At 37.5% G+C, this 24585-nt stretch carries 27 protein-coding genes; 9 read left to right on the top strand and 18 right to left on the bottom strand.

Annotation, left to right across the window (positions count from 1 at the left end; all coding sequences use genetic code 11):
- Positions 1–8: 8 nt before the first annotated feature.
- Together gndA and G5B37_RS02150 are read right to left on the bottom strand one after the other, a co-directional pair.
- On the bottom strand, positions 9–1970 hold the full coding sequence (gndA, locus tag G5B37_RS02155; RefSeq protein ID WP_263649830.1) for an NADP-dependent phosphogluconate dehydrogenase: 1962 nt from the start codon (positions 1968–1970) through the stop codon (positions 9–11).
- A gap of 472 nt (positions 1971–2442) precedes the next feature.
- Complete coding sequence (locus tag G5B37_RS02150; RefSeq protein WP_164678413.1) at positions 2443–2868, bottom strand: winged helix-turn-helix transcriptional regulator; 426 nt, start codon at positions 2866–2868, stop codon at positions 2443–2445.
- A 149-nt stretch (positions 2869–3017) separates the two neighbouring features.
- Between G5B37_RS02150 and G5B37_RS02145 the strand changes: the two genes are divergently transcribed.
- From G5B37_RS02145 to G5B37_RS02135, 3 genes are read left to right on the top strand one after another with little or no spacing between them, the layout of a single operon-like run.
- The gene (locus tag G5B37_RS02145) at positions 3018–3887 is read left to right on the top strand and encodes an SDR family oxidoreductase (protein ID WP_164678412.1); all 870 of its coding nucleotides are present in this window, start codon (positions 3018–3020) and stop codon (positions 3885–3887) included.
- A 1-nt stretch (position 3888) separates the two neighbouring features.
- Positions 3889–4629 (top strand): SDR family oxidoreductase, encoded by a 741-nt coding sequence (locus tag G5B37_RS02140; protein ID WP_164678411.1) that lies wholly within the window; start codon positions 3889–3891, stop codon positions 4627–4629.
- 12 nt (positions 4630–4641) lie between these two features.
- Positions 4642–5007, top strand: a complete 366-nt coding sequence (locus G5B37_RS02135; RefSeq protein ID WP_164678410.1) for a nuclear transport factor 2 family protein — start codon at positions 4642–4644, stop codon at positions 5005–5007.
- Positions 5008–5605: 598 nt separating this feature from the next.
- Here the strand turns inward: G5B37_RS02135 and G5B37_RS02130 are convergent.
- A complete protein-coding gene (locus tag G5B37_RS02130) occupies positions 5606–6505 on the bottom strand; it encodes a hypothetical protein (protein ID WP_164678409.1) in 900 nt (299 codons plus the stop codon).
- A gap of 117 nt (positions 6506–6622) precedes the next feature.
- Between G5B37_RS02130 and G5B37_RS02125 the strand changes: the two genes are divergently transcribed.
- Complete coding sequence (locus tag G5B37_RS02125) at positions 6623–7822, top strand: multidrug effflux MFS transporter (protein ID WP_164678408.1); 1200 nt, start codon at positions 6623–6625, stop codon at positions 7820–7822.
- Between the two features lie 33 nt (positions 7823–7855).
- On the opposite strand, the gene G5B37_RS02120 is transcribed toward G5B37_RS02125, so the two are convergent.
- Positions 7856–7993 carry a hypothetical protein gene (locus G5B37_RS02120; protein WP_164678407.1) on the bottom strand — a complete coding sequence of 46 codons (138 nt, stop codon included), beginning with the start codon at positions 7991–7993 and terminating at the stop codon, positions 7856–7858.
- Between the two features lie 228 nt (positions 7994–8221).
- Here G5B37_RS02120 and G5B37_RS02115 point away from each other — a divergent pair, with 228 nt between their 5' ends.
- Positions 8222–8524 carry an HPF/RaiA family ribosome-associated protein gene (locus G5B37_RS02115; protein ID WP_164678406.1) on the top strand — a complete coding sequence of 101 codons (303 nt, stop codon included), beginning with the start codon at positions 8222–8224 and terminating at the stop codon, positions 8522–8524.
- A gap of 63 nt (positions 8525–8587) precedes the next feature.
- Here the strand turns inward: G5B37_RS02115 and G5B37_RS02110 are convergent, their stop codons facing one another.
- The 12 genes from G5B37_RS02110 to G5B37_RS02055 form a co-directional block, all read right to left on the bottom strand.
- Positions 8588–9808: a class I SAM-dependent rRNA methyltransferase gene (locus G5B37_RS02110; protein ID WP_164678405.1), complete on the bottom strand. Its 1221-nt coding sequence runs from the start codon at positions 9806–9808 to the stop codon at positions 8588–8590.
- Entirely contained in the window at positions 9801–10052 is a 252-nt protein-coding gene (locus G5B37_RS02105) for an acyl carrier protein (RefSeq protein WP_164678404.1), read from the bottom strand. The genes G5B37_RS02110 and G5B37_RS02105 overlap by 8 nt, the downstream gene beginning before the upstream one ends.
- 8 nt (positions 10053–10060) lie before the next feature.
- The gene (locus G5B37_RS02100) at positions 10061–11332 is read right to left on the bottom strand and encodes a beta-ketoacyl-[acyl-carrier-protein] synthase family protein (RefSeq protein WP_164678403.1); all 1272 of its coding nucleotides are present in this window, start codon (positions 11330–11332) and stop codon (positions 10061–10063) included.
- Between the two features lie 4 nt (positions 11333–11336).
- Positions 11337–11774, bottom strand: a complete 438-nt coding sequence (locus G5B37_RS02095; protein ID WP_164678402.1) for a 3-hydroxyacyl-ACP dehydratase FabZ family protein — start codon at positions 11772–11774, stop codon at positions 11337–11339.
- A gap of 19 nt (positions 11775–11793) precedes the next feature.
- The gene (locus tag G5B37_RS02090; RefSeq protein ID WP_164678401.1) at positions 11794–12564 is read right to left on the bottom strand and encodes an SDR family NAD(P)-dependent oxidoreductase; all 771 of its coding nucleotides are present in this window, start codon (positions 12562–12564) and stop codon (positions 11794–11796) included.
- A gap of 1 nt (position 12565) precedes the next feature.
- Positions 12566–13498, bottom strand: a complete 933-nt coding sequence (locus G5B37_RS02085; protein WP_263649829.1) for a type III polyketide synthase — start codon at positions 13496–13498, stop codon at positions 12566–12568.
- 136 nt (positions 13499–13634) lie between these two features.
- Positions 13635–14351, bottom strand: coding sequence for a methyltransferase domain-containing protein (locus tag G5B37_RS02080; protein WP_164678400.1), 717 nt, complete (start codon positions 14349–14351; stop codon positions 13635–13637).
- Positions 14348–15469: an NAD(P)/FAD-dependent oxidoreductase gene (locus G5B37_RS02075; protein WP_164678399.1), complete on the bottom strand. Its 1122-nt coding sequence runs from the start codon at positions 15467–15469 to the stop codon at positions 14348–14350. Before G5B37_RS02075 ends, G5B37_RS02080 begins: the two co-directional genes overlap by 4 nt.
- A gap of 86 nt (positions 15470–15555) precedes the next feature.
- Positions 15556–16263: an OmpA family protein gene (locus G5B37_RS02070; protein ID WP_164678398.1), complete on the bottom strand. Its 708-nt coding sequence runs from the start codon at positions 16261–16263 to the stop codon at positions 15556–15558.
- Between the two features lies 1 nt (position 16264).
- Positions 16265–16750, bottom strand: a complete 486-nt coding sequence (locus G5B37_RS02065; RefSeq protein ID WP_164678397.1) for a lipocalin family protein — start codon at positions 16748–16750, stop codon at positions 16265–16267.
- A gap of 38 nt (positions 16751–16788) precedes the next feature.
- Positions 16789–16950, bottom strand: coding sequence for a DUF1328 domain-containing protein (locus tag G5B37_RS02060; protein WP_164678396.1), 162 nt, complete (start codon positions 16948–16950; stop codon positions 16789–16791).
- A 101-nt stretch (positions 16951–17051) separates the two neighbouring features.
- Positions 17052–19055: an alpha-ketoacid dehydrogenase subunit alpha/beta gene (locus G5B37_RS02055; RefSeq protein ID WP_164678395.1), complete on the bottom strand. Its 2004-nt coding sequence runs from the start codon at positions 19053–19055 to the stop codon at positions 17052–17054.
- 123 nt (positions 19056–19178) lie between these two features.
- Here G5B37_RS02055 and G5B37_RS02050 point away from each other — a divergent pair, with 123 nt between their 5' ends.
- From G5B37_RS02050 to G5B37_RS02035, 4 genes are read left to right on the top strand one after another with little or no spacing between them, the layout of a single operon-like run.
- The gene (locus G5B37_RS02050) at positions 19179–20129 is read left to right on the top strand and encodes an isopenicillin N synthase family dioxygenase (RefSeq protein WP_164678394.1); all 951 of its coding nucleotides are present in this window, start codon (positions 19179–19181) and stop codon (positions 20127–20129) included.
- Between the two features lie 3 nt (positions 20130–20132).
- On the top strand, positions 20133–20462 hold the full coding sequence (locus tag G5B37_RS02045; RefSeq protein ID WP_164678393.1) for a translation initiation factor: 330 nt from the start codon (positions 20133–20135) through the stop codon (positions 20460–20462).
- 42 nt (positions 20463–20504) lie between these two features.
- Positions 20505–21386 carry a nucleoside phosphorylase gene (locus G5B37_RS02040; protein ID WP_164678392.1) on the top strand — a complete coding sequence of 294 codons (882 nt, stop codon included), beginning with the start codon at positions 20505–20507 and terminating at the stop codon, positions 21384–21386.
- On the top strand, positions 21379–22233 hold the full coding sequence (locus G5B37_RS02035; RefSeq protein ID WP_164678391.1) for a substrate-binding domain-containing protein: 855 nt from the start codon (positions 21379–21381) through the stop codon (positions 22231–22233). Before G5B37_RS02040 ends, G5B37_RS02035 begins: the two co-directional genes overlap by 8 nt.
- 179 nt (positions 22234–22412) lie before the next feature.
- On the opposite strand, the gene G5B37_RS02030 is transcribed toward G5B37_RS02035, so the two are convergent.
- Both G5B37_RS02030 and ung read right to left on the bottom strand, forming a co-directional pair.
- On the bottom strand, positions 22413–23843 hold the full coding sequence (locus tag G5B37_RS02030; RefSeq protein WP_164678390.1) for a CotH kinase family protein: 1431 nt from the start codon (positions 23841–23843) through the stop codon (positions 22413–22415).
- A 29-nt stretch (positions 23844–23872) separates the two neighbouring features.
- A complete protein-coding gene (gene ung / locus G5B37_RS02025) occupies positions 23873–24538 on the bottom strand; it encodes a uracil-DNA glycosylase (RefSeq protein WP_164678389.1) in 666 nt (221 codons plus the stop codon).
- Between the last annotated feature and the right edge of the window lie 47 nt (positions 24539–24585).

Raw genomic sequence — 24585 nt, 5'->3', positions numbered from 1 at the left:
TCTGTTAGTTATTTCCAGTTGGTGTGATACATTTTACCTGTAGTATCATCGACTCTTTGGTATGTATGTGCTCCAAAATAGTCGCGTTGTGCTTGTATGATATTTGCCGAAGATTTTGCTGTGGTTAGGCTATGAAAAAAGTTAATTGCTTCACTAAGACACGGAACTGGTATTTCAGCAAGAACACACTGGGCAACCGTTGTACGCGCTTCAGATTTTAAAGCATCTATTTGCTGAACAATGTACTGGTTAGCCAGCATGGTGTCATCATCTTTTAAAATTTCAACAAGATCCTCCATAAGCGCAGATCTAATTATGCAGCCATTGGTCCAAATTCTCGCGACTTCACTAAGGTTTATGTACCAATCGAACGACTTTGAAGCTTCTGTAATTAGTTTTATGCCTTGAAAATGATTTATAATTCTAGCGAATTGGTATGCCTTAAACACTTCATCTACACTAAGTTTGGGAGCACTAGCTTCTGTCTCATACAATTTCTGAAACCGTACGCGGTCTTCTTTATAAAAGGAAGTATATCTTGCAAATAGGGCAGTGGCAATAAGAGAACTTGGTGTGCCCAGTTCTGCGGTAGCTATAGTGGCCCAGTTACCCGTGCCTTTGTTACCTGCCTTGTCCATAATTTTGTGTAGAAGCCAATCACCTTCTTCCTTTTTTCTTAGAATGTCTATGGTAATTTCAAGTAAATAGCTACTTGCTGAAACTTTCCATGATTCTAATAGTGTGGCTATTTCATCTGGGTTATTCCCTAATTCTTTTAAAATCACGACAACCTCTGCTAGCAGTTGCATTTCGGCGTATTCAATACCATTGTGTACCATTTTTACAAAATGCCCACTGCCTTCGGGCCCGATGTAGGTGCAACAAGGAAGCTGGTTTTTGTCTTTTGCCGCGATTGCTTCAAAAAACGGGGCTACTGTATTGTATGTTTTTTTTAACCCACTAGGCATAATCGATGGACCGTTTAAAGCACCTTCTTCACCACCCGAAACGCCTACGCCAATAAAATGAATTCCTTTAGACGCCAAGTATTCTGAGCGTTGCTTTGTTTTTTTATAGTTAGAATTTCCACCGTCAATAAGTATATCTCCAACCTCTAAATGGGGGAGAAGGTCTTCAATCACGTAATCGATTGTTTTGCCAGCATTCACCATGAGCATAATCTTTCTAGGCGTTTGTATAGAGGCTACAAAGGTCTCAATATTGTCAAAAGGAAGTGCATTAGACAGCTCAGGATGTGCATTTTTAAAGTGTAGCGCAACATTCTCTTCGGTGTTGGGAACATGTCTGTTGTACAGTGAAATTTTAAAATTATTGTTGGCCAGGTTTCTACTCAAGCTTTTCCCCATAACACCCAGACCAAACAATCCGAATTCTGTTTTACTAGTAAGTTCGTTCATAATTTGTTGTACAATTTCTTTTGGTGGGAGACTGATATCTATTTCAATAGCATTTGCTGGTGGTTCTAAGGTGTCGAATTGTGACTTCAATAAATTTGAAGGCATAAAGTGATTCTGGCGGGCGTCTATTCGGTCTAATACAAGCTCAAAGGCACCCACTAAATGAATCCATTGAATAGGTGACGCCACACCATTAGATAGTATTTCTCTGTAGTTTTCTTTGAGTGCAGAGCACACGATGATACAGCTATTTCTTTTTTCTTGAGTTTGTGCTAGTGTATTTAGCGCCAGTAACCAATCGTAGCGATCATCATCGTTAAGAGGTTGCCCATTGGTCATTTTTTCTACATTGGCAGTAGGATGGTAGTCGTCTCCATCAAAAAAGGGTATTTTTAATGCTTCTGAAAGCATTGCACCAATGGTGCTTTTACCCACACCAGAAACTCCCATTATAAAATATATCGTACTTTTTTGTGGCGTCATAGGTGTACCTATAGGGTCTAAAGTGATTTTCGCTTGAGACAATGAACGTTGTTCTAACGATTGAATCATATTACATTAATTGGTTTACCAGATTGGTTAACCAAATATAGGTGTAAATTTTGAAATAGCCTTAGTATTTATTAAAAATGTGGAGAATGAGCAGTTAATTGTCTCACCAACGCGCAGTTCATAACCCCTAAAATGTACTTTAGCTACAATTTGTTCATGGTCGTTAGTATGCAGCCTTGATTTTTAGATTATGATATTTAGCTATCGCTAAGTAGTGTTTCAAGACACTATTTTAAAGTATTGATTGAGTATCAATTTTAGAATACACAACGCTAGTATACGACAAAAGCTAAAAAAACATAGCTATTATAAGATCCAATGGAGTTTTTTTTTATTTACAAAGTATACAAAACTTAAAAATTAGGCGTAGTTTCACACGCTAAATTTCAAACACTCGACGTTAGCATCAAGCTGGAAAATTTCAGTGCCTAGAATTAAATTAACTAATTGGATTGGTAGAATAAACTTCACTCTATTTCCAATTTTCCAACTTATAGTCTTCAATTTTTTTATTAATAAAACCTTCTTTATCGTTTTTTATAATTTGAAGCGTTTCACCAGAATATAATTCTGGATGAAACTCTCTAATGTGTTTATCACTCCAAAGAGATAACTCTGCTATTATGGGCATTAGGTCTACACCCTTTTCGGTTAAAGTATAAATATTTGTTTTTTTATTATCTGGCAGTTTATCTTTTGTGATAATCTTAAACTCTTCAAGCATTTTTAATCTTGAAGACAATATGTTTGTAGCAATAGCTTCGTCACTCTCAATAAAATCTTTAAACGTTTTTTTTCCTTCAGTCAGCATTTGTTTAACAATAACTAAAGCCCATTTATCGCCAATAACATCAATCGCGACAGTTATAGGACAATTACATCTAAATTTATGTTCCATTATATCTAATGTATTTATAATTGATTACAAAGGTACAATTTTTATTTTTTTACTTGCAAAATGAAATTAATATGATTTTTACTTGCACAATAAAAGTAATCTGTATATTTTTGCTTGCGATTTAAAAGTAATATATAAAACAAATAAAAATGAAAAATGTAATTATCACAGGAAGCAGTAACGGATTTGGATACCTTTCAGCAAAACTATTTGCAGACAACGGTTATAAGGTTTATGCAACAATGAGAAATCCTGACGGAAGCAATTCAGAAAAGAAACAAGAACTAGAAAATTATTCTTCAAACGTTAAGGTTGTAGCTATGGATGTTGCTAATGATGACTCCGTTACAAAAGCAATGGACAGCATAATTAAAGAAGAAGGTACCATAGATGTATTAATAAACAACGCTGGTATTATGCATTTAGGAATTGCAGAGGCTTTTAGTGTAGCCCAAGCAAATGACTTAATGAACATAAACTATTATGGTATTATTAGAACCTCTCAGGCAGTATTACCTACTATGCGTAAAGCAGGAAAGGGGTTAATAATCAATACAACATCTGCCTATGGTAGAGTACCTGCTCCGTTTGCAGCAACTTATAGTGCATCTAAAGCAGCGGTAGAAGCGTATACACAAAGTTTAAAATATGAATTGGCACCTACTGGAGTAGAGTCTATTTTAGTAGAACCAGGACCATTTGCTACTAATTTAGGAAATTCATTTGTTCCAGAAGCTAGAACAGAAATTGTAGCAGAGAACCCAGAATTACAGAAGATTCTTGGCAGTATGGTTGAAGGATTTGGTGAGTTTATGCAGTCAGAAGATATTCCACAGCCTAGTATAGTTGCCGACGCTTATTTAAAACTGGCAGAAATGTCTCAAGGCGCAAGACCAACGCGTACAACCGTTGGATTACCATTTGGTGCAGACAAGGTTAATGAACTAACGCAGTCTATACAAGATGAGTCTTTAAGCAATTACAAATTAGAGTATTTATTAGAAACAAAAATCAAATAAAATGAACAATAATATAGCAGGCAAAGTAGTAGTCATTACAGGAGGAAGTAGCGGATTAGGAGAAGCTACAGCTCATTATTTGGCAGAAAAAGGAGCAAAAGTAGTATTAGGTGCTCGTAGAGTAGAAAAATTAGAAAAAGTAGCTTCTGAAATTCAAAAAAATGGAGGTGCTGTTGAAATTTTGAGGACAGATGTTACCAATGCAAATGATGTAAAAGCTTTAGTAAAAAAAGCAATTGACAGTTTTGGTAAAATTGATGTTATGGTCAACAATGCTGGTATTATGCCTTTAGCACCATTAAGTGCTCTAAAAATTAACGAATGGGACAGCATGATTGATGTTAACATAAAAGGTGTGTTATATGGTATTGCAGCAGCCTTACCGGAATTTGAAAGACAAAAATCGGGACACTTTATCAATTTAGCATCTGTTGCCGGGTTAAAAGTAAGTCCAGGCGGAGCAGTTTATAGCGGAACTAAATACGCAGTGCGTGCTATAAGTGAAGGATTAAGGCAAGAGGTTGGTAAGGATATTAGAACAACCATATTAACACCTGGTTTAATAAATTCTGAACTACAATTAGGAAGCTCAGATGAGGGCACTTCACAATTTATACAGCAAGTTTACAAAGATGCTATTCCTGCTATTTCCATTGCAAAAGCTGTTGCCTACGCTATTGAACAACCTGCAGATGTAGACATTAACGAACTAGTAATTCGACCTACTATACAAGAATTTTAAAAGAAAAGAAATATGAAAAATTTTAAAGAAGTATTTGATATTTGGAGTGAAAGTTGGGCTATAACAGAGCGCACAAAAAGAGATGAATTATTGAAAACAATTTTAGCTGATGACTTCCGTTACACAGACCCTTTAATAGAATTAAGCGGACTCAATGAGGTTTCTGACTATATTGCTGAATTTCATAAGCTATCTCCAGGTATAACTTTTGCCCAAGCAAATGTGGTTTCTCATCACAACAAAAATCTAGTAAAATGGAACACTCTTAACGAAAATAAAGAAGTAATTGATGGTGGGGCTAGTTTTGTGCTAGTTGAAAACAATAAATTAAAAGATATAACCGGCTTTTTTGAAGTAGATAATTATTCTGATCAATAACTCAGTCTTCTAACAATTTAATGTTATTTCGAAAATCACAGTAGTATATTTCATTATTACTGTGATTTTTTATTTAAGTAGTCATCATAAATCTGTTGCAAATAATGGATATAAAAAATAGTGGTTTGGTAAGTAAAGATATAGTTTGGTTATTTGTTATGTAAAATAGAATCTCTATGTTAACCTTTGCCTCATAAAACTTTGGCAAAACAATTAACAAGTGCATAAAAATTATCTCGCAGAGTAATTTTATACGCTTGTGGCAATCCATGAGAATCGTCTAAAATTTTTTATTACGTACATTTTAGCGAATACGCGATTTTTAAACAAATCTAAAAGGTCAGTATTTTTATAGCACGGCAATATAGCTTACGAATGTAAATAAACATAGGTCATAAATTGGCTGTGACATAATCCTAAATTATAGACCTAAAGGCACTATAACAGGATTATGTCAAATAGCACGAAAAGGTGCTATTCGCTATTTTACTCAGCTTAACGCATTTGTACTATAATTAACATTATGTAAAATAGAATGTTTTACTATCTCTTACGCTTCTCTTGTTTTAGACGTTTTTTACAGCTACTGAATTCCTTCTTATTCTATGGTTCCTGAGGTTATGTTTGCCAGTAATCTTAGTTTAGGATATCCTTTTATATCGAGGACGTAGTTACAATCAAAAGTATCACCTAAGGTATACTCACGTTTTTCTTCATCACTTAATTTCGATATATCGGTAATTACAAACTCATTCCATTGTATGGCTTGGCTTATAACCTGACTCTTTTCTAATCTATAGGTGGTCTTAGTGAGATCTCCTATACGTTCTTGTCCCGTTTCATAAATATAAAATGGTAGCAATCCTAACGACATATTAAAGGCCACAGAATTACCATCAGAAATGACCAAAGTAAATCGCTTTTCTTCTGGAGTGCCGTTATTTAAAATTTCGCCATTAAATTGAAGGTAATCGCTTAATTTCAGCAATGTACTGTCCTCTGCTGGCTTATTATCACTCTCTTTATCTGCTATAGGTTCTGTTGAAGACAACTGTTCTGTGTTTGCAGTTAGTTTATTGCTGTCTATTTCTATAAAGGTATCTATAGAATTCCATGGTTGAATCATATTTCTTCCACTAATTCCCGATGGCATAATGTAGGTTTGGCCACCTTCTTCAACTGTTTTAAACCGAAGCTTGTGAACCCAAGAACCTCCTTTAATCCATATCATTGCTGTGACCATAGCCCCGTTCACATCCCATATCATAAAATGATCGGGTCTATATACGTCTATCCCAATGTGTTTCGATTCTATGTTCTTTGCTTTTGCAAAAGAGGGCGCAATAAGTGCTTTTAGCGTAGTAGATTCAGTTTGCTCATCATAACTCATTCCATGTAAAAACTCTTTTACCACTTGCGCAGCAGGCGTGTTTTTATCTTGCCCCAATCCAACGCTGCTATACAAAAGCACACAAATAAGCCAAAATTTTAATTTCATAATTTTTCAGTTAGAAATGCTAAAATACTAGTATTTAACAGCATAAGCAAAATGCTAGTAGTTAAGAGGTGTTAAATAGTATAAACAAAGAACCATTAGTGGTACTTTTGCAGCCTCATGCAAACACCCCAAAAAGCCACATCACAATTCGAATTTATCGCCCTTATGGCGGCGCTTATGTCGGTAACGGCGCTCTCTATAGACGCACTTTTACCTGCACTCGAAATCATTGGTGTAGCCATTAACACCACCAACACGGCAGACAATCAGTTGCTTATCACAATGATTTTCCTCGGTTTAGGTGTTGGCCCGCTAGCATTTGGGCCACTCTCAGACGCTTTGGGGAGAAAACCTTCGGTGTATATGGGATTTGCGATTTTTGTGCTGGCAAGTTTTATATGCTTATCTGCACAAAGCCTCGAAATGATGGTCGCCGGAAGAATTTTACAAGGTATCGGACTCTCAGCGCCACGTACCATTTGTATTGCTATTATTCGCGATACGTACGAAGGCGATTATATGGCACGTATCATGTCTTTTGTAACGGTTGTATTTCTGCTTATCCCTATTGTGGCACCAGCTTTGGGGCAATTCATTTTAAATCATTACAATTGGCAAGACATATTTTATGTACAAGTTATTATTAGCTTAATTGTAGCGCTATGGTTCTGGTTGCGACAAGAAGAAACTCTAGATCAAAAGCATAGAATTCCGTTTCAAACAGCCCGTATTCTTAAAGGTTTTGCTGAAACATTAAAATATAAAACCACGGTTGGCTATACCCTAATCTCCGGGTTTGTAGTAGGATCTTTCTTGGTGTATTTAAGTGCTTCACAGCAAATATTTCAGAATCAATACGGCTTAGAAACCGAGTTTCCGTACATTTTTGCAGGTCTCGCTATTGCTATAGGTATTGCCATTTTCTTAAACGGAACTTTTGTACTACGCTACGGTATGAAAAAGATGGTCACGGTATCGCTTATTGGGTTTTTTAGCGTTTCTGTAGTGTATCTACTGTTTTTTCACAGCATTCCGCAGCCTAACATTTATATATTATTAAGCTTCTTTGCCGTGCAATTCTTTTTTATCGGATTTCTCTTCGGAAACTTAAGAGCCTTGGCAATGCAACCTGTTGGTCATATAGCAGGAATCGCTGCGGCCATTACCGGACTTATATCTACCCTAATGGCAGTGCCCATTAGTACTTTAATAGGAAGGTTTGTAATTAATAGCACCCTTCCCCTATTTATTGGGTTCTCTATTTGTAGTGGGATTTCAATTCTAATTTTAGTGTATGTAAAAAAACATGAGTCTTAAAAAACGCGGTGTTTAAAAGTAAAAGCTACCTATTTACTTTTCCTTACTCAGTTTCACCTCGCCCTTTTTAGTGATTTCAAATTTCTCTTTTTTCACCACACTTCTAAAGTTTGAAGACCTTCTATAGGCACTCTGAAAATCGGCGTGAGATTTCTTTTTTGTTGTTTCCATAACTATCGCTTTAAAAATGAGGACAATAAAACTAGTAAATTTTCAGCAGCAAACACATGGTACACCATAAATTTATGACTTTTTTAAGGTTCAAAACTAGATAACTTTTCAAAATACGTCCTTACCTTGTTTGTAAAGGGAATAAAATTTCACAAAGAAGTACTAATTATTTGTCTTCCATTTTAAGGAGTCGTATCTTTAGTATTGGAACTTTAAAAACCAACTTCTATGAACATAAATTTTGAATATAAAGATGTCTCTGCAAGTCCAAGATTAGAGGCAATGGCAACCGAAAAACTAGAGAAATTGGAAGCGAAATACGATTTTATCGTCACAACTGATGTCTATTTTAAAACTGAAAAAACAAGTAGCGCCGATAGCGGGATGATTACTGAAGTAAGAATGAATGTGCCAGGCACTACCCTATTTGCCGAATCTAACTTAGGTTCGTTTGAGGCAAGTCTAGCAAAAGTTGTTGGAGAAGTGGGCGTTCAATTACGAAAACGAAAGGAAAAAATGCAATCGCATTAAGCAAACATACATTAAAAACTAAAGAGCTGCAGTTAATGCGGCTCTTTTAATTTTTAACCCATACTATTCCTTAAACCTATAATACCCACATTTTAAATACGCTCCCTCGGCGAATCCAATAGGGTGATCTACGTCATGCCCTGTAGTTTGTTGAATCGCAAAATGCCTAGGTTGTTGTTTTAGTATTTCCTTGTTAATCTCTAAAAAATCATTTGCCGAAATACGCGAACTACAAGACGCCAGTACCAGCAAGCCATTTCTGGCGGTTAATTTCTCCCCGAGCTGCGCTAATTGTGCATATTTCTTTTTTGCTACCCCAATTTCTTTTTGACTCTTGGCAAAACTAGGAGGATCAATAACCACAACATCGTATCGCTTTTGCTCCACAATTAATTGCCGCATCACCTCAAAAGCATCACCCGCGAGCACATTATGAGTCCCTGTTGTTTTGTTTAACTTTCCATTTTCTTTGGCAAGCGCAAGAGCCTGCTCACTAATATCTAAACTCGTAACTTCTTTCGCTCCTTTTGCGAGCGCATGTACCGAAAATCCGCCGGCATAACTAAATACATCTAATACGGTTTTACCTTTACTCAATTCGCCCACACGCCTTCTGTTGTCACGATGGTCTAGAAAGTACCCCGTTTTGTGACCTTTAATTACATTGGCGCTAAATCGTACGCCATGTTCTTGAAACAAAATGGTTTCATCTTCTAATGTGCCAAAAACAATCTGTCCTTCTTTAAAAGGAAAGTTTTTTAATTGTTGTACACTTCTGCTCAATCGTAATACTACTGTAGTAACCCCAGAGATTTCAATTAATAGCTCTAAAATTACACGTAGGTACGGAGTCCAGATGGCAGCGTACAATTTTACCACCAACACATGGGCGTACACATCTGCAATCAACCCCGGAAAACCATCATTTTCTCCAAAAAGTAAACGATAGCTATTGGTTTGTGAAGTGAACAGCTCTGTTCTTAAAGCATAAGCACGATTGATTTTATCTCGAAAAAAAGCCTCGGTAAGTCGTGCACCACCATCGTGATACAGCATTTTAATTCGTATAGGCGATTGCGGGTCGTACAAGCCTACTCCAATTACTTTGTTTTTGCTATGGCTAAAAATTACTGCTATATCACCTGCAGCTCCTTCTTTGTTAATCTTTTCTATACTATCTGAAAATATCCATGGATGCCCACTACGCAATGAGCGTTCTCCTTTAGCCGATAGTTTTATGGCTAAATTCTGAGGTGTAATTTCTGGAAACGTGCAGTTAAACATCTAATTTTTTCTCAATAATGACTACCGCATCGTTTAAGGTTCGAAGCGACTCCATGTCTTCATTGGCAAATTCAACCGAAAACGTATCTTCTACATCTAAAACAATATCTACCAGGTGTGCAGAATTTATATTGAGCTCTCTGGTTAAATCGCTTTCGGGGCTTATTTCTTTTGCATCAACGTCTTCTGGTAAGTATGTTTTTACAATAGGAAGCAATTTTGCATAGATTTCTTCTGTAGTCATTTTTAGCTTTAAATTTTACCAAAGATAACACACGCATTTACATCGCCAAAGCCGAAACTTGCCTTTATTGCCGTGTTAATTTCTGCGGAAACTTTCTTCGTTGGAATTCGTTCCTTCGCAATTAATTGCGTTATTTCTGGGTGAATATCTTCACAATTCACATTCGGAAAAACAAAACTATGGTGCATTTGCAGTATGGTTGAAACAATTTCTACACTACCACTGGCTGCCAGACAATGGCCAACCATTCCTTTTAACGAATTGATTAACGGAAAGTCTGCCCCTCGCCTGTTCAATGCCTCACACCAATTTTTAATTTCAACCGGATCTTTGCTAGTTGCGGTTAAATGCCCGTTTATATAGTCAATATTTTCTGCCAGCACTTCTGAATCTTCCAAAGCTTTCTTTATACATCGCTGTACTGCCTCGCTGTTAGGAGCTGTCATACTCCCTCCATTTCGTTGCCCGCCAGAATTTACATGACCCCCTAAAATTTCAGCATAAATTGTTGCTCCTCTAGCTTGAGCACTTTCAAGAGACTCTAATACCAATGCGCCTGCCCCACTACCAGGTACAAATCCGCTAGCATTAGCGCTCATAGGTCGTGACGCTTCGGTTGGACTATCGTTATGTTTATAAGTAATCACCTTCATAGCATCGAACCCACCCCACAAGTATGGGCCGTGGTCACTGGTACTCCCACAAAGCATTTGTGTCGCTTTTCCGCAGGCTATACGCTCATAACCCATTAAGACGGCTTCTGTACCGGTAGCACAGGCAGATGAGTTTGTAGTTACCATATTGGCAGCACCTAGCATACCACCTAAATACGCGCTAATTCCGCTAGCCATGGTTTGTGCCACCGCAGTACTACCTAACCTACGCACATTTTTGTTGTCTACTTTATAAATAGATTCTCTAAACTTATCGACGCCGCTGGTGCCAGTGCCAAATACAATACCCAAATCCCAATTTGGTCTATCGCTTTTAGTTGATAAACCTGAATCTTTCATGGCATCTATACCCGCCATAACCCCATATAGAATCCCACTGCTGTTAAAGTTTCGCAATTGTAGCTCTGTAAAATAGGTGCGTTTATGCTCTTCGGAAACTGGAGGAACACCTCCCACTTGACATGAGAATTTAAGTGCCTCTAATTCTGGAAAATGTTGAATACCCGAAACACCATTTTGTATGGCTTCGGTAAAAGAAGGAATATCCAATGCATTAGGCGCTATAACTCCTAATCCAGTAATAACAACTCTTTTTTTGGTAGCCATTTTTCTATTGTTTTGGTGCGAGCATCCCGCTTATTGTTCCTTTAGCAATAAGAGCTCCGTTAGTATCTAACATTTTAACGTTACACTTTAACTTATGAAACCTAAAGTAAACCTTTTCAGAAACAACCACTACCTGCTCACCCGGAAAAACAGGCTTATAAAAGTCAATACTATGACTGCTAAGGGCAATGGTAAATTCTGTTTGACTTTCATCTTTCAATAAATATATCCCTAAACATACCAGACCAATTTGTGCCATGCATTCTGTAAGAATTACGCCTGGTGTAACAGGGTACTCTTTAAAATGGCCTTGATAGAAAAACTCGTCTTCAGAAAAAGTATAACAACCTTCTACCCTTTCATTGGTTATTGAAACCAGCTTATCTACAAAAAGGAATGGTTTTGTGTAAGGTAATTTTTCAAGTATTGCGGTGTTGGTCATTGTAGTCGTGCATTAAATCTTAGCGTAAACTTTCTCCTCCATCAACTTTTAGCACTGTGCCATTTATCCATTTTCCCTCTTCTTGACATAGTAGCCAAACTGCATTTGCCACATCTTCTGGTGTTGTAAGACGTTTAAACGGATTTCTTTTTCGTGCCATTTCAGCAAGTTGTTCACTATTAGGTATCATGGCAAAGGAAGGAGTTTGTGTTGCACCTGCCTGAATACAATTGGTTGTAATCCCTAGGGTAGCTAATTCTACCGCCATTTGCTTCATAAGGGCTTCTAACGTAGCTTTTGCCGCAGATACGGCACCATAGCCTTCCCAAACTTTTGAATTGCCCTCGCTAGTAAACGCAATATTTCGTGGAGCATCAGTAAACTTATTATGTCGAATTAGCGCCTGTGTCCATTGCCACCAACTGGTTGCCATGGCGTGGAGTGTGATGTCTAAATCTCCTTTAGACAAGCTGCTGCTACCACCAGTAAGTGCTTTTAAGCTCCCTTTCGCTATGCTGTGCACCAAAACTGCAACCGAATTATTTGATATTTCTGCAAGAACATCTGCAATGGTTTCTTCCTTTAAAGCATCTTTATTAAAGGTGGTTACTGAAACACCATTTGCCTGCATTTTCTTTACATGCCCTTCAAATTGCGCTAAGCTACTTTTTCTATCGCGATACACAATGATACAATGAAAGCCACTTTCAGCCAGTTTTTTTGCCGTTGCAAGTCCTAAGCCACTACTTCCACCTAAAATCAGAGCGTATTTTTCTTTTAGTTCTTTCATTTTAAAATTCAATTAAGACACGCTGTGCAGAAAAGCCTGGACCAAAGCTTAGCATTAGGCCTAATTCTCCCTTCTTTGGCTTTTTGTCCATAAAGCGTTCTAGTACGTATAAAACAGTCGCGCTGCTCATATTGCCATACAAACGCAATGTTTCTTTAGTGTCATCTATATTTTTTCCAGAATCTCCAAACAGCGTTTCTACTGTTTGTACAATTTTCTTTCCTCCTGGATGAAAAATTAAGTGATCTATCTGGTCGATGGTTTTTCCGTTTTTTTCTAGAAAAGGATGTATTATCTGCGGAAAATGATCTGCAATTTTCTGTGGTACTTCCTTGTCTAAAATCATTTGTAACCCTGTATTTACCAGTTTAAATCCCATCATTGTTGTTGCATCATAAAAATGATACATGGCTTCATCTAGAATGGTAGCTCCTTCGCTATTTTCTTCTGAAGATAATAGAACACAGGCAGCACCGTCGCCAAAAATGGCAGCGCTAACAATGTTCACCATAGAATAATCTGAAAGCTGAAATGTTGCCGTAGGTGATTCTAATGCAACCACGGCTGCTCGTTTATTCGGATTTGCCTTTAGAAAATTCTTAGCGTAAATAACACCACTTACACCTGCTGCACAACCCATTTCGGTAACGGGCAGTCTAACAACATCTTGCTTCATCTGGAAATCGTTTATTAAATACGCATCTACAGAAGGAATCATAATTCCGGTACAACTAACAGTGATAAGAAAGTCGATACTGTCTGCTCGCCAATTTACTTTATCCAATGCATTTTGAAGCGCCTTTCTGCTTAGTTGTTTCATTTCACGAACGTAGATATCATTTCGTTCTTCAAATGAAGTTTTCATGAATACCTCATGTGCGTCCATGATAGAATATCGCCTATCTACCCCTGCTCCTTCAAAAATCTTTAGCACCTTTCGTTTAAAACGTTCGTCCTGCCCTTCTAACCATGCGGTGACATAGGGAAGAATTTCTTTAGTCTCACGGGTGTATTGTGGTAGCTGCTTAGCTGCGCTTACAATTTTGACTGTATTTTCTATAATTTCTAGTTTATTTAATTTTCTTAATCACCAACTGCCATCTAAACGCCCACTTTTTTTTCAGGGTATATTGAACAGAACGGCAAGACGCTGCTATGGTTTCTAATTCATTTCTTTTAAAGGCTCTTGCTATAGAAACCAGTCCGTCGTGTTTGGCAATTGCCGTTTTTATAAAGATACTGCTGAAAACACGAAATAACCAAAACGCTAACCTATTACGTTGTAAGTCGTTTACCACTACCCCAACTTTCGCATCTTGACATAACTTTTCTAAAATTAGCTGACCTTCTTCTTGTGTAAAATGATGTAAGAATAGTGTGCAAAGCGCAATATCGAAATGCGATACTGCATGCTCATCTAGTATATTATGATGCTTAAAAGTAATCTCTGGGTACGCTTTAGAGCGATCTTTCGCTTTTTTAAGAATGTGGGGATTGGCATCAATACCTATTAGCGACAATGAATACTTTTTCTTTTTGCTGAAATCGACTATCTTCCGAAGCATATTCCCATCGCCACACCCAATATCTATGATGGTTACGAGCTCATCTTTTGGAATGCTCTGTAGTAAAGTTTCAATTCCAGACAGCGTTACTTTATGTCCTCCCAATAATTTATTAACCGTTTTTAAATCGACTAACATCGCCTCCATTTCTGAACCTTTCAGTTCAAGATTATCTAAAATCTCAACTTGCTTAGATCTATATTTACTGGAGAATGCAATCATACTAAGATAGTTCCATGAGTTTTCTTTATTACTTCCGGCACCAAACTAGGGAACATACGAGCGGTTGTAAATGCAGCTTTCGCCAATGATGGTCGTAACAACACATTTTGAATTCGCCTACCAGTTTGCAAACGTCTGGAAAAATTCTCTTGCCAAGCGCGACTATAGTTTAACTCTAATGCATCTCTTGATTGTTTTTGTTTTTTATGTGCCAAGTACAGCTCTGAAAATAATTTTGCGCTGTGAATAGCCATCGCCATACCGTTTCCACACAAAGGGTGAATAAGCCCTGCCGTATCACCTATCATAAACATATGGTTTTCTACGGGTTGTTTGGTATTAAATGAAATCTGACTAATTGTTAATGGCTCCGAGAATAGCGGCACTGCATCCTTGAAAAAATGTGCCAAATGCGGATTCGCAGACATGGTTTCATTCTGAAATTGAACGATACTATTCGATTTCTTAAAAGATGCATAGGTTGTTAAGTAACATGCATTCACTGCGTTAGTCTCAACTTTCGAGAGTCCGCAATACCCGCCATTAAAGTTGTGCAACGCCACTTTGGTGTCGTCAAAATCATAGGTATAGTGTGCTTTTACAGCAAGCCAAGGAGATTTTTCTTGAATAAATTTTCGGTTTAGCAGCTTGTCTAGGTTCGATCTCTTTCCGTAGGCTCCAACAACATGAGGTGCTGAAAATACGTCGCCATTTTTAGCATTTACACGAAACATCTCATCAACAAAGGATATTTCGGTTATAGTGTCTTGAACAATTGTACATCTATCGCTTACGGCCTTATACAACAACATATCTAGCGCATACCTACTCATGCCAAAGCCACCCAACGGAAGGTTACTTTTTACAACCGCACCGGTATGTGTGCTTATTTCTAAGGTATTAATCTGTTTGGCTCCATGTTGTAATGGGTCTACGCCCAAGGATTGTAGGTAAGGCAATACTTCGTTAGACACATATTCTCCACAAACTTTATGGTTTGGAAACGACTCTTTTTCTACAAGCAATACCTTACAATAATCCACCAGTGCTAAGGCGCAGGTAAGCCCTGCTAAGCCCCCACCAATAATAACAATATCGAAAGTTGATTCTTCTTGCACTTCTTAAAGTACGGGATAGTTTTTGGAATAAAAAAATCCTGTCTTCAACTAAGAAAACAGGATTTTTATAGTTTTAAAAACGAGTTTTATCCTTTGTTTGCCTCATTCTCGGCATCGTTTATCATTTTCTCATTGGGTACAATTACCACGTTTACACGACGGTTTTGAGCACGACCTTCTGCAGTACTATTATCTGCTACAGGAGTTTGTTCACCATACCAATTTGTAGTGAATCTGCTAGCACTAAGTCCTTTACCTGTAAAATATGAAGTTACAGACTGCGCGCGTTGCTTAGAAAGGGTCATGTTATAAGCATCTGCTCCAGTACTATCTGTGTGGCCAATTACCAAAACATTTGTATCTGCATACTCACGCAAAACACCTGTTAGTTTATCTAAGGTGGCTTGAGATGCAGCGTTAATGTTGTATTTATTTGTGTCGAAATAAACACCACTATTCTCATCGAACGTTACAACAATACCATCGTCTACACGCTCTACCTGAGCTCCTGGAATTTCATTTTCAATCTTTTGAGCTTGTTTGTCCATACGACGACCAATAATGGCTCCTGCTGCTCCACCAGCAACACCACCAATTACAGCACCAATCTCTCCATTACCACCTTTACCAATGTTGTTTCCTAGTACGGCGCCAAGAATAGCACCACCAGCAGCACCAATTACAGTACCTTTTTGAGAGTTATTTGCGTTTCTTGTCGCTTCACAGTTTGTAAAGAGCACTAATGTTGCCATTACAAGACCTATGGTCGCTATTTTTCTATAAAGTGTTTTCATGTTATTCATTGATTTTTGAAAAATTCATACTTATTGTAAAAGGCTTTCCTTCTAAGTTAACTGTTTGTTGCCATTGCATATTTGTTTCGCCTAGTTGCGTAAGACGCAATCTAAAACCAACAGAATTATCTTTATCTGGCTTTCCGAGTTTCATTGTTGGTTTTAACAAGAAATCGTATAGTCCAGATTCGGCATCCATTTGCTGAATGGTAAAGATGAAATTTCTATCGCCAGACGGGCAATTACTATTGTCTATAGTGTACAATCCGCTATTGTTATTAGGGATAAACCTCCAAGAACTACCTTCTAGACACTCTTTAGAAGTGTCATTAAAAATAGTTACGTTAAAAGTTCCAGCCTCACTATAACTAATGTTATCTAGTGACCAATAGCCTTTTATAACTTTTTTCGATTGAATTACAGTTTTCGGGGTATTACAGGACACTGCAATGACCGCAAAAACCATTAGAAATAAGATTTTTTTCATGAGTTTAGGTTTGGTTAAATTATTTGTAAAAATAGATTTTACTTTCTAAAAAGTCTTGAAAGTAATGATAGTACTAAAAGTACAATAAAAATATAAAAAATAATCTGAGCGATATCTGTTGCTCCTTCCGCTATACCTCCAAATCCGAAAACGGCGGCAATTAAAGCGATTACTAAAAAAATAATGATCCAGCGTATCATATAATATATAGGGTTTTAATGATTAGTATACCTCTAAGATACGGCTAGTGTTGACTGATATCAATGTCTTTTAAGCAAGTTTAACAGCAAATGTTAAAGATTTAATAAGCTAATAAATTATCTAATTCTACCTTAAATCGCTCATTAGGAAGGTACTCTGCTTCTAGATTAGCCGCAAAGGGAACGGGAGTTTCTAAACTGGCAACTCTTTTTATTGGTGCGTCTAGGGATTCAAAACAATGTTCAGAGACTAATGCTGCAATATCACTTGCTATACCCCCAAACATACTATCTTCTTGTAAGATAATTAGCTTACCTGTTTTTTTAACTGAAGCGTAAATCGCTTCAATATCTAACGGAGCTAATGTTCTAAGGTCTATTAGATCTGCGGAAATTCCCTGACCTTCAAGCGTAGCTAACGCCCAGTGTACTCCTGCCCCGTAGGTTACGATAGTAATATCTGTACCATTTTGAAGTAGCGCCGCTTTTCCGATAGGTAAGGTAAAATAATCTGTAGGTACATCTTGACGTATACTTCTATACAATGCTTTATGTTCAAAAAACAATACTGGGTTAGGGTCTTCTATAGCAGTAGCTAACAATCCTTTTGCATCATACGGAAAAGCTGGGTAGACTACTTTTAACCCGGGCGTATGCGTGAACCACGCTTCGTTTGTTTGGCTGTGAAAAGGCCCTGCACCTACTCCTGCGCCACAAGGCATTCTAATAACTACATCTGCTTTCTGGTTCCATCTATAATGACTCTTGGCCAAATAATTAACAATAGGGTTAAATCCGGAGGTTGCAAAATCTGCAAATTGCATTTCCATAATGGCTTTATATCCATTAATAGATAGGCCCATTGCTGCAGAAACAATGGCGCTTTCGCAGATGGGTGTATTACGTACGCGTTCTTTTCCGAAGGCCTCTAAAAACCCTTCGGTAATTTTAAATACGCCTCCATACTCGGCAATATCTTGCCCCATAATAACGGTATTATCATGGCGCTCCATACTTTGTTTTAATCCCTCTGAAATGGCATCAACCAAACGTAATTCAGTTGTTTTAGAATTAGAGCTAACTTCTTCATATGCAAACTCTTGAAATACGTCATTTAATTCATTACTTTTATCTGAAGTAATCTCTTCTTCTGCAAAAGCAATGTCTAGATTCTCATTTATTTCGTTCTTAATTTGAGTCTTTAATGTTTCAACTTTAGTTTCAGAAAGTAAACCTTCGCTAATTAAATAGTTTTCAAAATTTATAAGAGGATCACGTTCTGCCCACGTATTCATGAGCTCATCTGGAACGTATTTTGTTCCGCTGGCTTCTTCATGACCTCGCATTCTAAAGGTTTCGAACTCTAAAAGTACAGGACGCGGATTTTTACGCATATCTTCTACTAAAGCTTGTAGTTTGCTGTACACTTCTAGAATATTGTTACCTTCAATTCTATGGCTTTCCATGCCATAGCCTATGCCACGGTCTACAAGGTTCTTACAATTATATTGCTCGCTGGTAGGGGTAGAAAGGCCGTATCCATTGTTTTCTATGCAAAACAAAACTGGTAATTGCCAAACGGAAGCAACGTTTAGCGCTTCGTGTATATCTCCTTCACTAGTTCCTCCTTCTCCCGTGAATACTGCGCATACTTGGTTGTTCTTTTTAAGTAAATTAGCAGTGGCAATACCATCTGCAACGCCAAATTGAGGTCCAAGATGAGAAATCATCCCTACAATCTTAAATTCTTGTGTCCCGAAGTGAAAGCTGCGATCTCTCCCTTTTGTAAAACCGTTTGCTTTTCCTTGCCATTGCGAAAAAAGGCGGTGTAACGGAATCTCGCGCGTAGTAAATACACCTAAATTTCGGTGCATAGGTAAAATATATTCGTCTTGCTGTAAAACAGAGGTTACTCCTACAGAAATAGCCTCCTGCCCAATACCACTAAACCATTTAGAAATTTTACCCTGTCTTAGTAAAATCAACATTTTTTCTTCTATTAGGCGAGGCTTTAACATGCGCTCATATAACTGTATGAGCGTGTTATCATCAATTCCTGATCTATTATAGGTAAAATATATGGGAGCTGCTGGCTGCGATTTCATTGGTAACATTTAGAATGCACCAAATGTAGAAAATTTCAATGTTTGTTGGCTTAGAAGCTTCATTTTTTTTGAAATGGAATTGCGGTAGTATTTTGATATCTTTGTAGCACTAAAACGAATGTCATGAATAATATCCCAAGCGTAGATTTAGCCGATTTCCTTAGTGATGATCCGCAACGTAAACAGAAGTTTGTAGATGAAATTGGCAGTGCATATGAAGAAATTGGATTTGTATCGCTGAAAAATCACTTCTTAAGCGATACCCTAGTACAAGATTTATACAAAGAGATTAAAGCATTTTTTGCGCTTTCAGTTGAGGAAAAGAAAAAGTACGAAATAGAAGGTTTGGGTGGACAACGTGGGTATGTTTCTTTTGGGAAAGAACATGCCAAAGGCAAAAAAGAAGGAGATTTAAAGGAGTTTTGGCATTTTGGTCAAGAACCCGATACAGATGCTAACTTAATTGATGAATATCCCGATAACGTTGTAGTAAACGAATTACCAGATTTTAATGCTACTGGTATGGAGGCTTATAGAATGTTAGAAAAAACGGGCATATACGTATTACGAGCTTTGGCGCTATATATTGGTGTAGACGAACATTATTTTGATCATTGGGCTGCTAATGGAAATAGTATCTTGCGCCCAATTCACTACCCTCCTATTACCGAAGAACCCAAAGGCGCAGTGCGCGCAGGAGCACATGGGGATATCAATTTAATCACTCTCTTAATGGGGGCTTCTACGGGAGGTCTTCAAGTGTTAAGAAAAGACGGAGAATGGATTGATGCCACACCTGAAGAAGATGAATTGGTAATTAACGTAGGAGATATGTTAGAACGACATACCAACAATAAATTGCGTTCTACCATACACCGCGTTGTGAATCCGCCAAAAGAACAATGGGGAACCCCTCGCTATTCAATTCCTTTTTTTATGCACCCTCGCAGTGATATGGATTTAAGTTGTATGCCAGAATGTGTAGACAAACAACATCCTAAAGCCTTTGATGATATTACCGCTGGTGAGTTTTTAAGACAGCGTTTGATTGAAATTGGATTGATTAAGAAATAACTAATGGACTTAAAAGACCAATTAAAGAATTTGTTTCCAGATCATGAGGTTTCTGAGAGTGATTCCGAAGAAAGCCAAAACGATCAGCTTTGGATGCAAGAAGACCCACTGATTTGTAAATACGAAAAGCGCAAAGGCAAGCCAATTACCATTATAGAAGGCTATACTGGAGCCGATAGTGATTTTAAGCAATTAGCCAAAGAGCTAAAACAATGGCTAGGCGTTGGGGGAAGTTTTAAAAACGAACAAATAATCATACAAGGTGATTTTCGAGATAAAATCATGAAGTTTTTACAAGAAAAGGGATTTAAGACCAAGCGCGTAGGTGGATAGCAATCTGCTATAACTGAACCGCTTACTAAGCACACGATAACTTTGAAGAACAAACCTTTAACGTCTAGCGAATTTATCTTAAACGAAGACGGTAGTATTTACCACCTTCATTTAAAACCAGGCGATATAGCGCACACCATAATTACCGTTGGAGATCCCGATAGAGTTGAAGACGTTTCAAAACATTTTGATTCTATTGAAGTAGCTGTGCACCGTAGAGAATTTAAAACAAATACAGGCACCTATAAAGGCAAGCCAATTACGGTAATCTCCACCGGAATTGGAACAGATAATATTGACATTGTTTTTAACGAGTTAGATGCCCTGGTTAATATCGATTTTAAAAGTCGAACTATAAAACAACAACATACAACGTTAGAATTTGTGCGTATTGGCACCTCTGGCAGTATACAACCCGATATTCCATTAGATAGTTTTGTAGCTTCGGAAATGGCTATTGGATTTGATAATTTACTTCACTTTTATAAAGATGTAGATTTCTTAGACCATAATTTCTCAGAAGCGTTAAGAAGCCAAATGCAATGGAATGCCCATAAATCGAGTCCGTATGTTGTAACTGCAGACACCTCTTTGTTAGAACGTTTTTCAGAAAAACCTTTTCGTACCGGAATCACTGCAACCAATGTAGGGTTTTATGGTCCGCAAGGAAGAACGTTGCGGCTTCAGCTTGAAGATAGCCACCTGAATGAGAAGCTACAATCGTTTCAGTATAAAAATCACGTAATTACCAATTTAGAAATGGAAACTTCGGGAATTTATGGCATGGCAAAACTGCTAGGACATAACGCAATCTCACTAAATGCCATACTTGCCAATCGCGTTAGCGGTACTTTCAGCAGTACACCAAAACAAACTATAGATAACCTTATTGTAACTACTTTAGACCTACTCACCCATGATTAATCTTAAAATTGGCGGAGTGCCAGAACACTTTAACTTACCTTGGTATTTAACACTACGTGACAAAGAGTACCAAGAGCATGGTATTAATTTAAGATGGCACGACTTTCACGGAGGTACAGGACAGATGTGTAAAGCGTTGCGCAATGACGAAATTGATATGGCGGTAATTCTTACCGAAGGTATTATTCGTGATATTGTGATGGGCAATCCATCAAAAATTGTTCAAGGCTTTATAGACTCTCCTCTTATTTGGGGGATTCATGTAGCTGAAAATTCTGATTACGATACTATTTCAGACTTAAAGGGAACCAAGGCGGCTATTAGTAGATATGGATCTGGGTCTCACCTTATGGCTTTTGTTAATGCGGAAAATCAAGGTTGGGATTTGGAAAGTGATTTAGATTTTGAGGTTATAAAAAATCTAAATGGTGCACTTGAGAACTTACCTAAAGGTATTGGCGATTATTTTATGTGGGAAAAGTTTACCACAAAACCATACGTAGACGAGGGGCCTTTTAAACGTGTTGGTGAATGTCCAACACCATGGCCTTGCTTTGTAATTGCTGTACGAGACCAACTGTTGGAAGAAAACCCTACGGCTGTACAGAATGTCTTAACAACAATAAACCGTACCACAAGTGAATTTAAAGATATTCCGGCTATAGACAGAATGATTAGCAATAGATATGGGCAACAATTAGAGGATGTTCAAGAATGGTTGCATCTTACCGAATGGAGCCAAAAACAACTTACCAATAAAGAAGTAACAAGGGTTCAAGATAAATTGCTTCAGCTAGATCTAATTGAGAAAAGCATCGCAACAGAAAAATTGCTCCACATTTTTTAACTTTTTTTTAACCTAACACGCAACCCCAAATTAAGTGGTGCATCTTACTACTGTAAAAAGTAAGATTATGACACTATTTTTCATCATTTTGGGGAGCTTGCTTGTTACTAATTTTCTGTTATTACAGTTTAGTTGCAACGACTCCGAACAAGAAGTACCAGAAGAGTAAAATTTAACTACTACTCTTCGGTAAAGTACGTATCTAAATACGTTAATCGCTTTTGAAGCCAATCGAGCATGTACGTTAGATGCTCTGCTTCATGGCTTTTGTTCCAGGCTAATTCGTCCCTCTCATACATTTTTGTATCCGCTAATTTATTGTACCTCTTTTCGATACGAGCAATTAGACTATCTGTATGAAAAGACGTTGTCCGTAAATCCTTCCAACGTTTTCCCATTTCATATTTCAACCTAGGGTTGGCCACCATTCTATCAAACAAATTATTACTTAGTACATCGTTTGTGGTAGGAATTCTCTTTCCTGCCTGAATTGTTCCCAAGACACCATCCATATCCCATGGAACAATAAAATAGGCTGTTTCTTCTTTGTATTTGGCTAGATAAAAGTTTTTCCCAAAGTTATCTGTTGCACGAATTAAATTGGCAAACAAGAAGTAATCTACCATATTCTCTTCATCAAAATAAATACCTAGTTGCTCGTCGAAATCGGTAGCATCACTTGAAATTACAAAATTGATCGCTTTGTGTAAATTGTTGTAATGGGCCGTATAATCTTCATACGGGTATTCCATTTCCCACCCCGCCCATGTGGGTAAGGAGTTTTTAAACTCTGGAGCTTCTTTAAATGATGTTCCGCCGTGATAGTATCCAGCTTTAAACAGCTCGCCTCGTACTGTGTCACCTTTCATTTTCTTAAGCTTTAGTAGCGATCTCTTAATTTTTTCAGAAAGTAGATACACACCTCTGTATTCATTATTCACAAATAAGTCTACATATACTCCATCTACTGTTGCTCGTGCTTTGGGTTCATCTTCGGCGTACCAAGGCGTATGAATATCTTTCCAAAGTTTTTGAGATGTATAGGCTCTTAATAGCAAGGGTTCGTTATAAAGGCCGTCTAAAATCCAATCGTCTTCTTTCCGCAGATCTTTAAATTTTAATTCCTTTTTACCTTTTGAAACACTGTCTGTATAAAATTCTATGTTAAAGGATTTCTTCGGATATGTTAGCGACAAATTACCTCGTAAGTCCATGCCTATAACACTGCTAAAAGTAGTATCTGCGTCGAAATACCTAAAATGACCAAGTACTTTTGGGTGTTTGGTTAGTGAATCTTTTACCTGTATTGAAATAATAGGCGATTTGGTAATAAACAACGAATAGCTTTCCTTGCCTTTAATGACTTCATAACGCTGGGTATTTTGCAACCCTTGCACGGGTGTTGAAAGTTCATACACTTCATCTAGTGTAACAGATGAGATTTCATGCGTTATATCATCTTCAGCATCGATATTGACAACAATAATATTTTTTTCGTGGTCAATCTGATAACTGTCTGGTTGCGCTTTAAAGTTAGGTGAATTTTGTCCACATGCTAATAAGGTAAGACTTAATGCACCACTTACTAAAAGTAATTTAGTTGTTTTCATAATTAGATAATAATCAAATTTTGTTCCATTTACCAACTAATGACTTGTTGATTTGTTTTTGCTAAAAACGCATTTGTTTTGCTGAAATGTTTGTTACCAAACCAATATCCCCTGTTGGCACTTAAAGGCGATGGATGACCGCTGGTTAATACGCAATGCTTGCTGTTGTCTATTTTGGCACCTTTCTTTTTTGCATAGCCTCCCCACAGTAAAAATACAATCCCTTCTCGTTCTTCAGACAATTTAGAAATCACAGCATCTGTGAACGTTTCCCATCCTTTTTTCTGATGACTCCCAGCCTGATGTGCTTGAACAGTGAGTGTAGCATTTAACAGCAGTACGCCTTGCGAAGCCCAACGCTCTAAATTGCCAGAAGTTGGAATATGAACCCCAACATCATCTTTTATTTCCCTAAAGATATTTTGCAATGAAGGAGGAATACTCACCCCATCTGCCACAGAAAAACAGAGTCCGTTGGCTTGCCTAAGTCCATGATAAGGATCTTGCCCAATTATTACAACTTTTACATCATTAAATGGCGTATGGTCAAATGCCGAGAAAATACGGTTACCCGGAGGAAAACACTGCACTTCTGAATACGCATTTTTCACAAATCGAGTGAGCTCCTTAAAATAAGGTTTCTCAAACTCTTGACTTAGAACAGACTTCCAACTCGACTCAATTTTTATATCCATTATGCGTACTTTTGCAACGTAAAATTAAGAAACTTTAGCCGTTGCTA

This window comes from Rasiella rasia (assembly GCF_011044175.1).
GTDB classification, from domain to species: domain Bacteria; phylum Bacteroidota; class Bacteroidia; order Flavobacteriales; family Flavobacteriaceae; genus Marinirhabdus; species Marinirhabdus rasia.
Note: the sequence above shows the minus strand (reverse complement) of the source record. Positions and strands in the feature narration are given on the sequence as shown.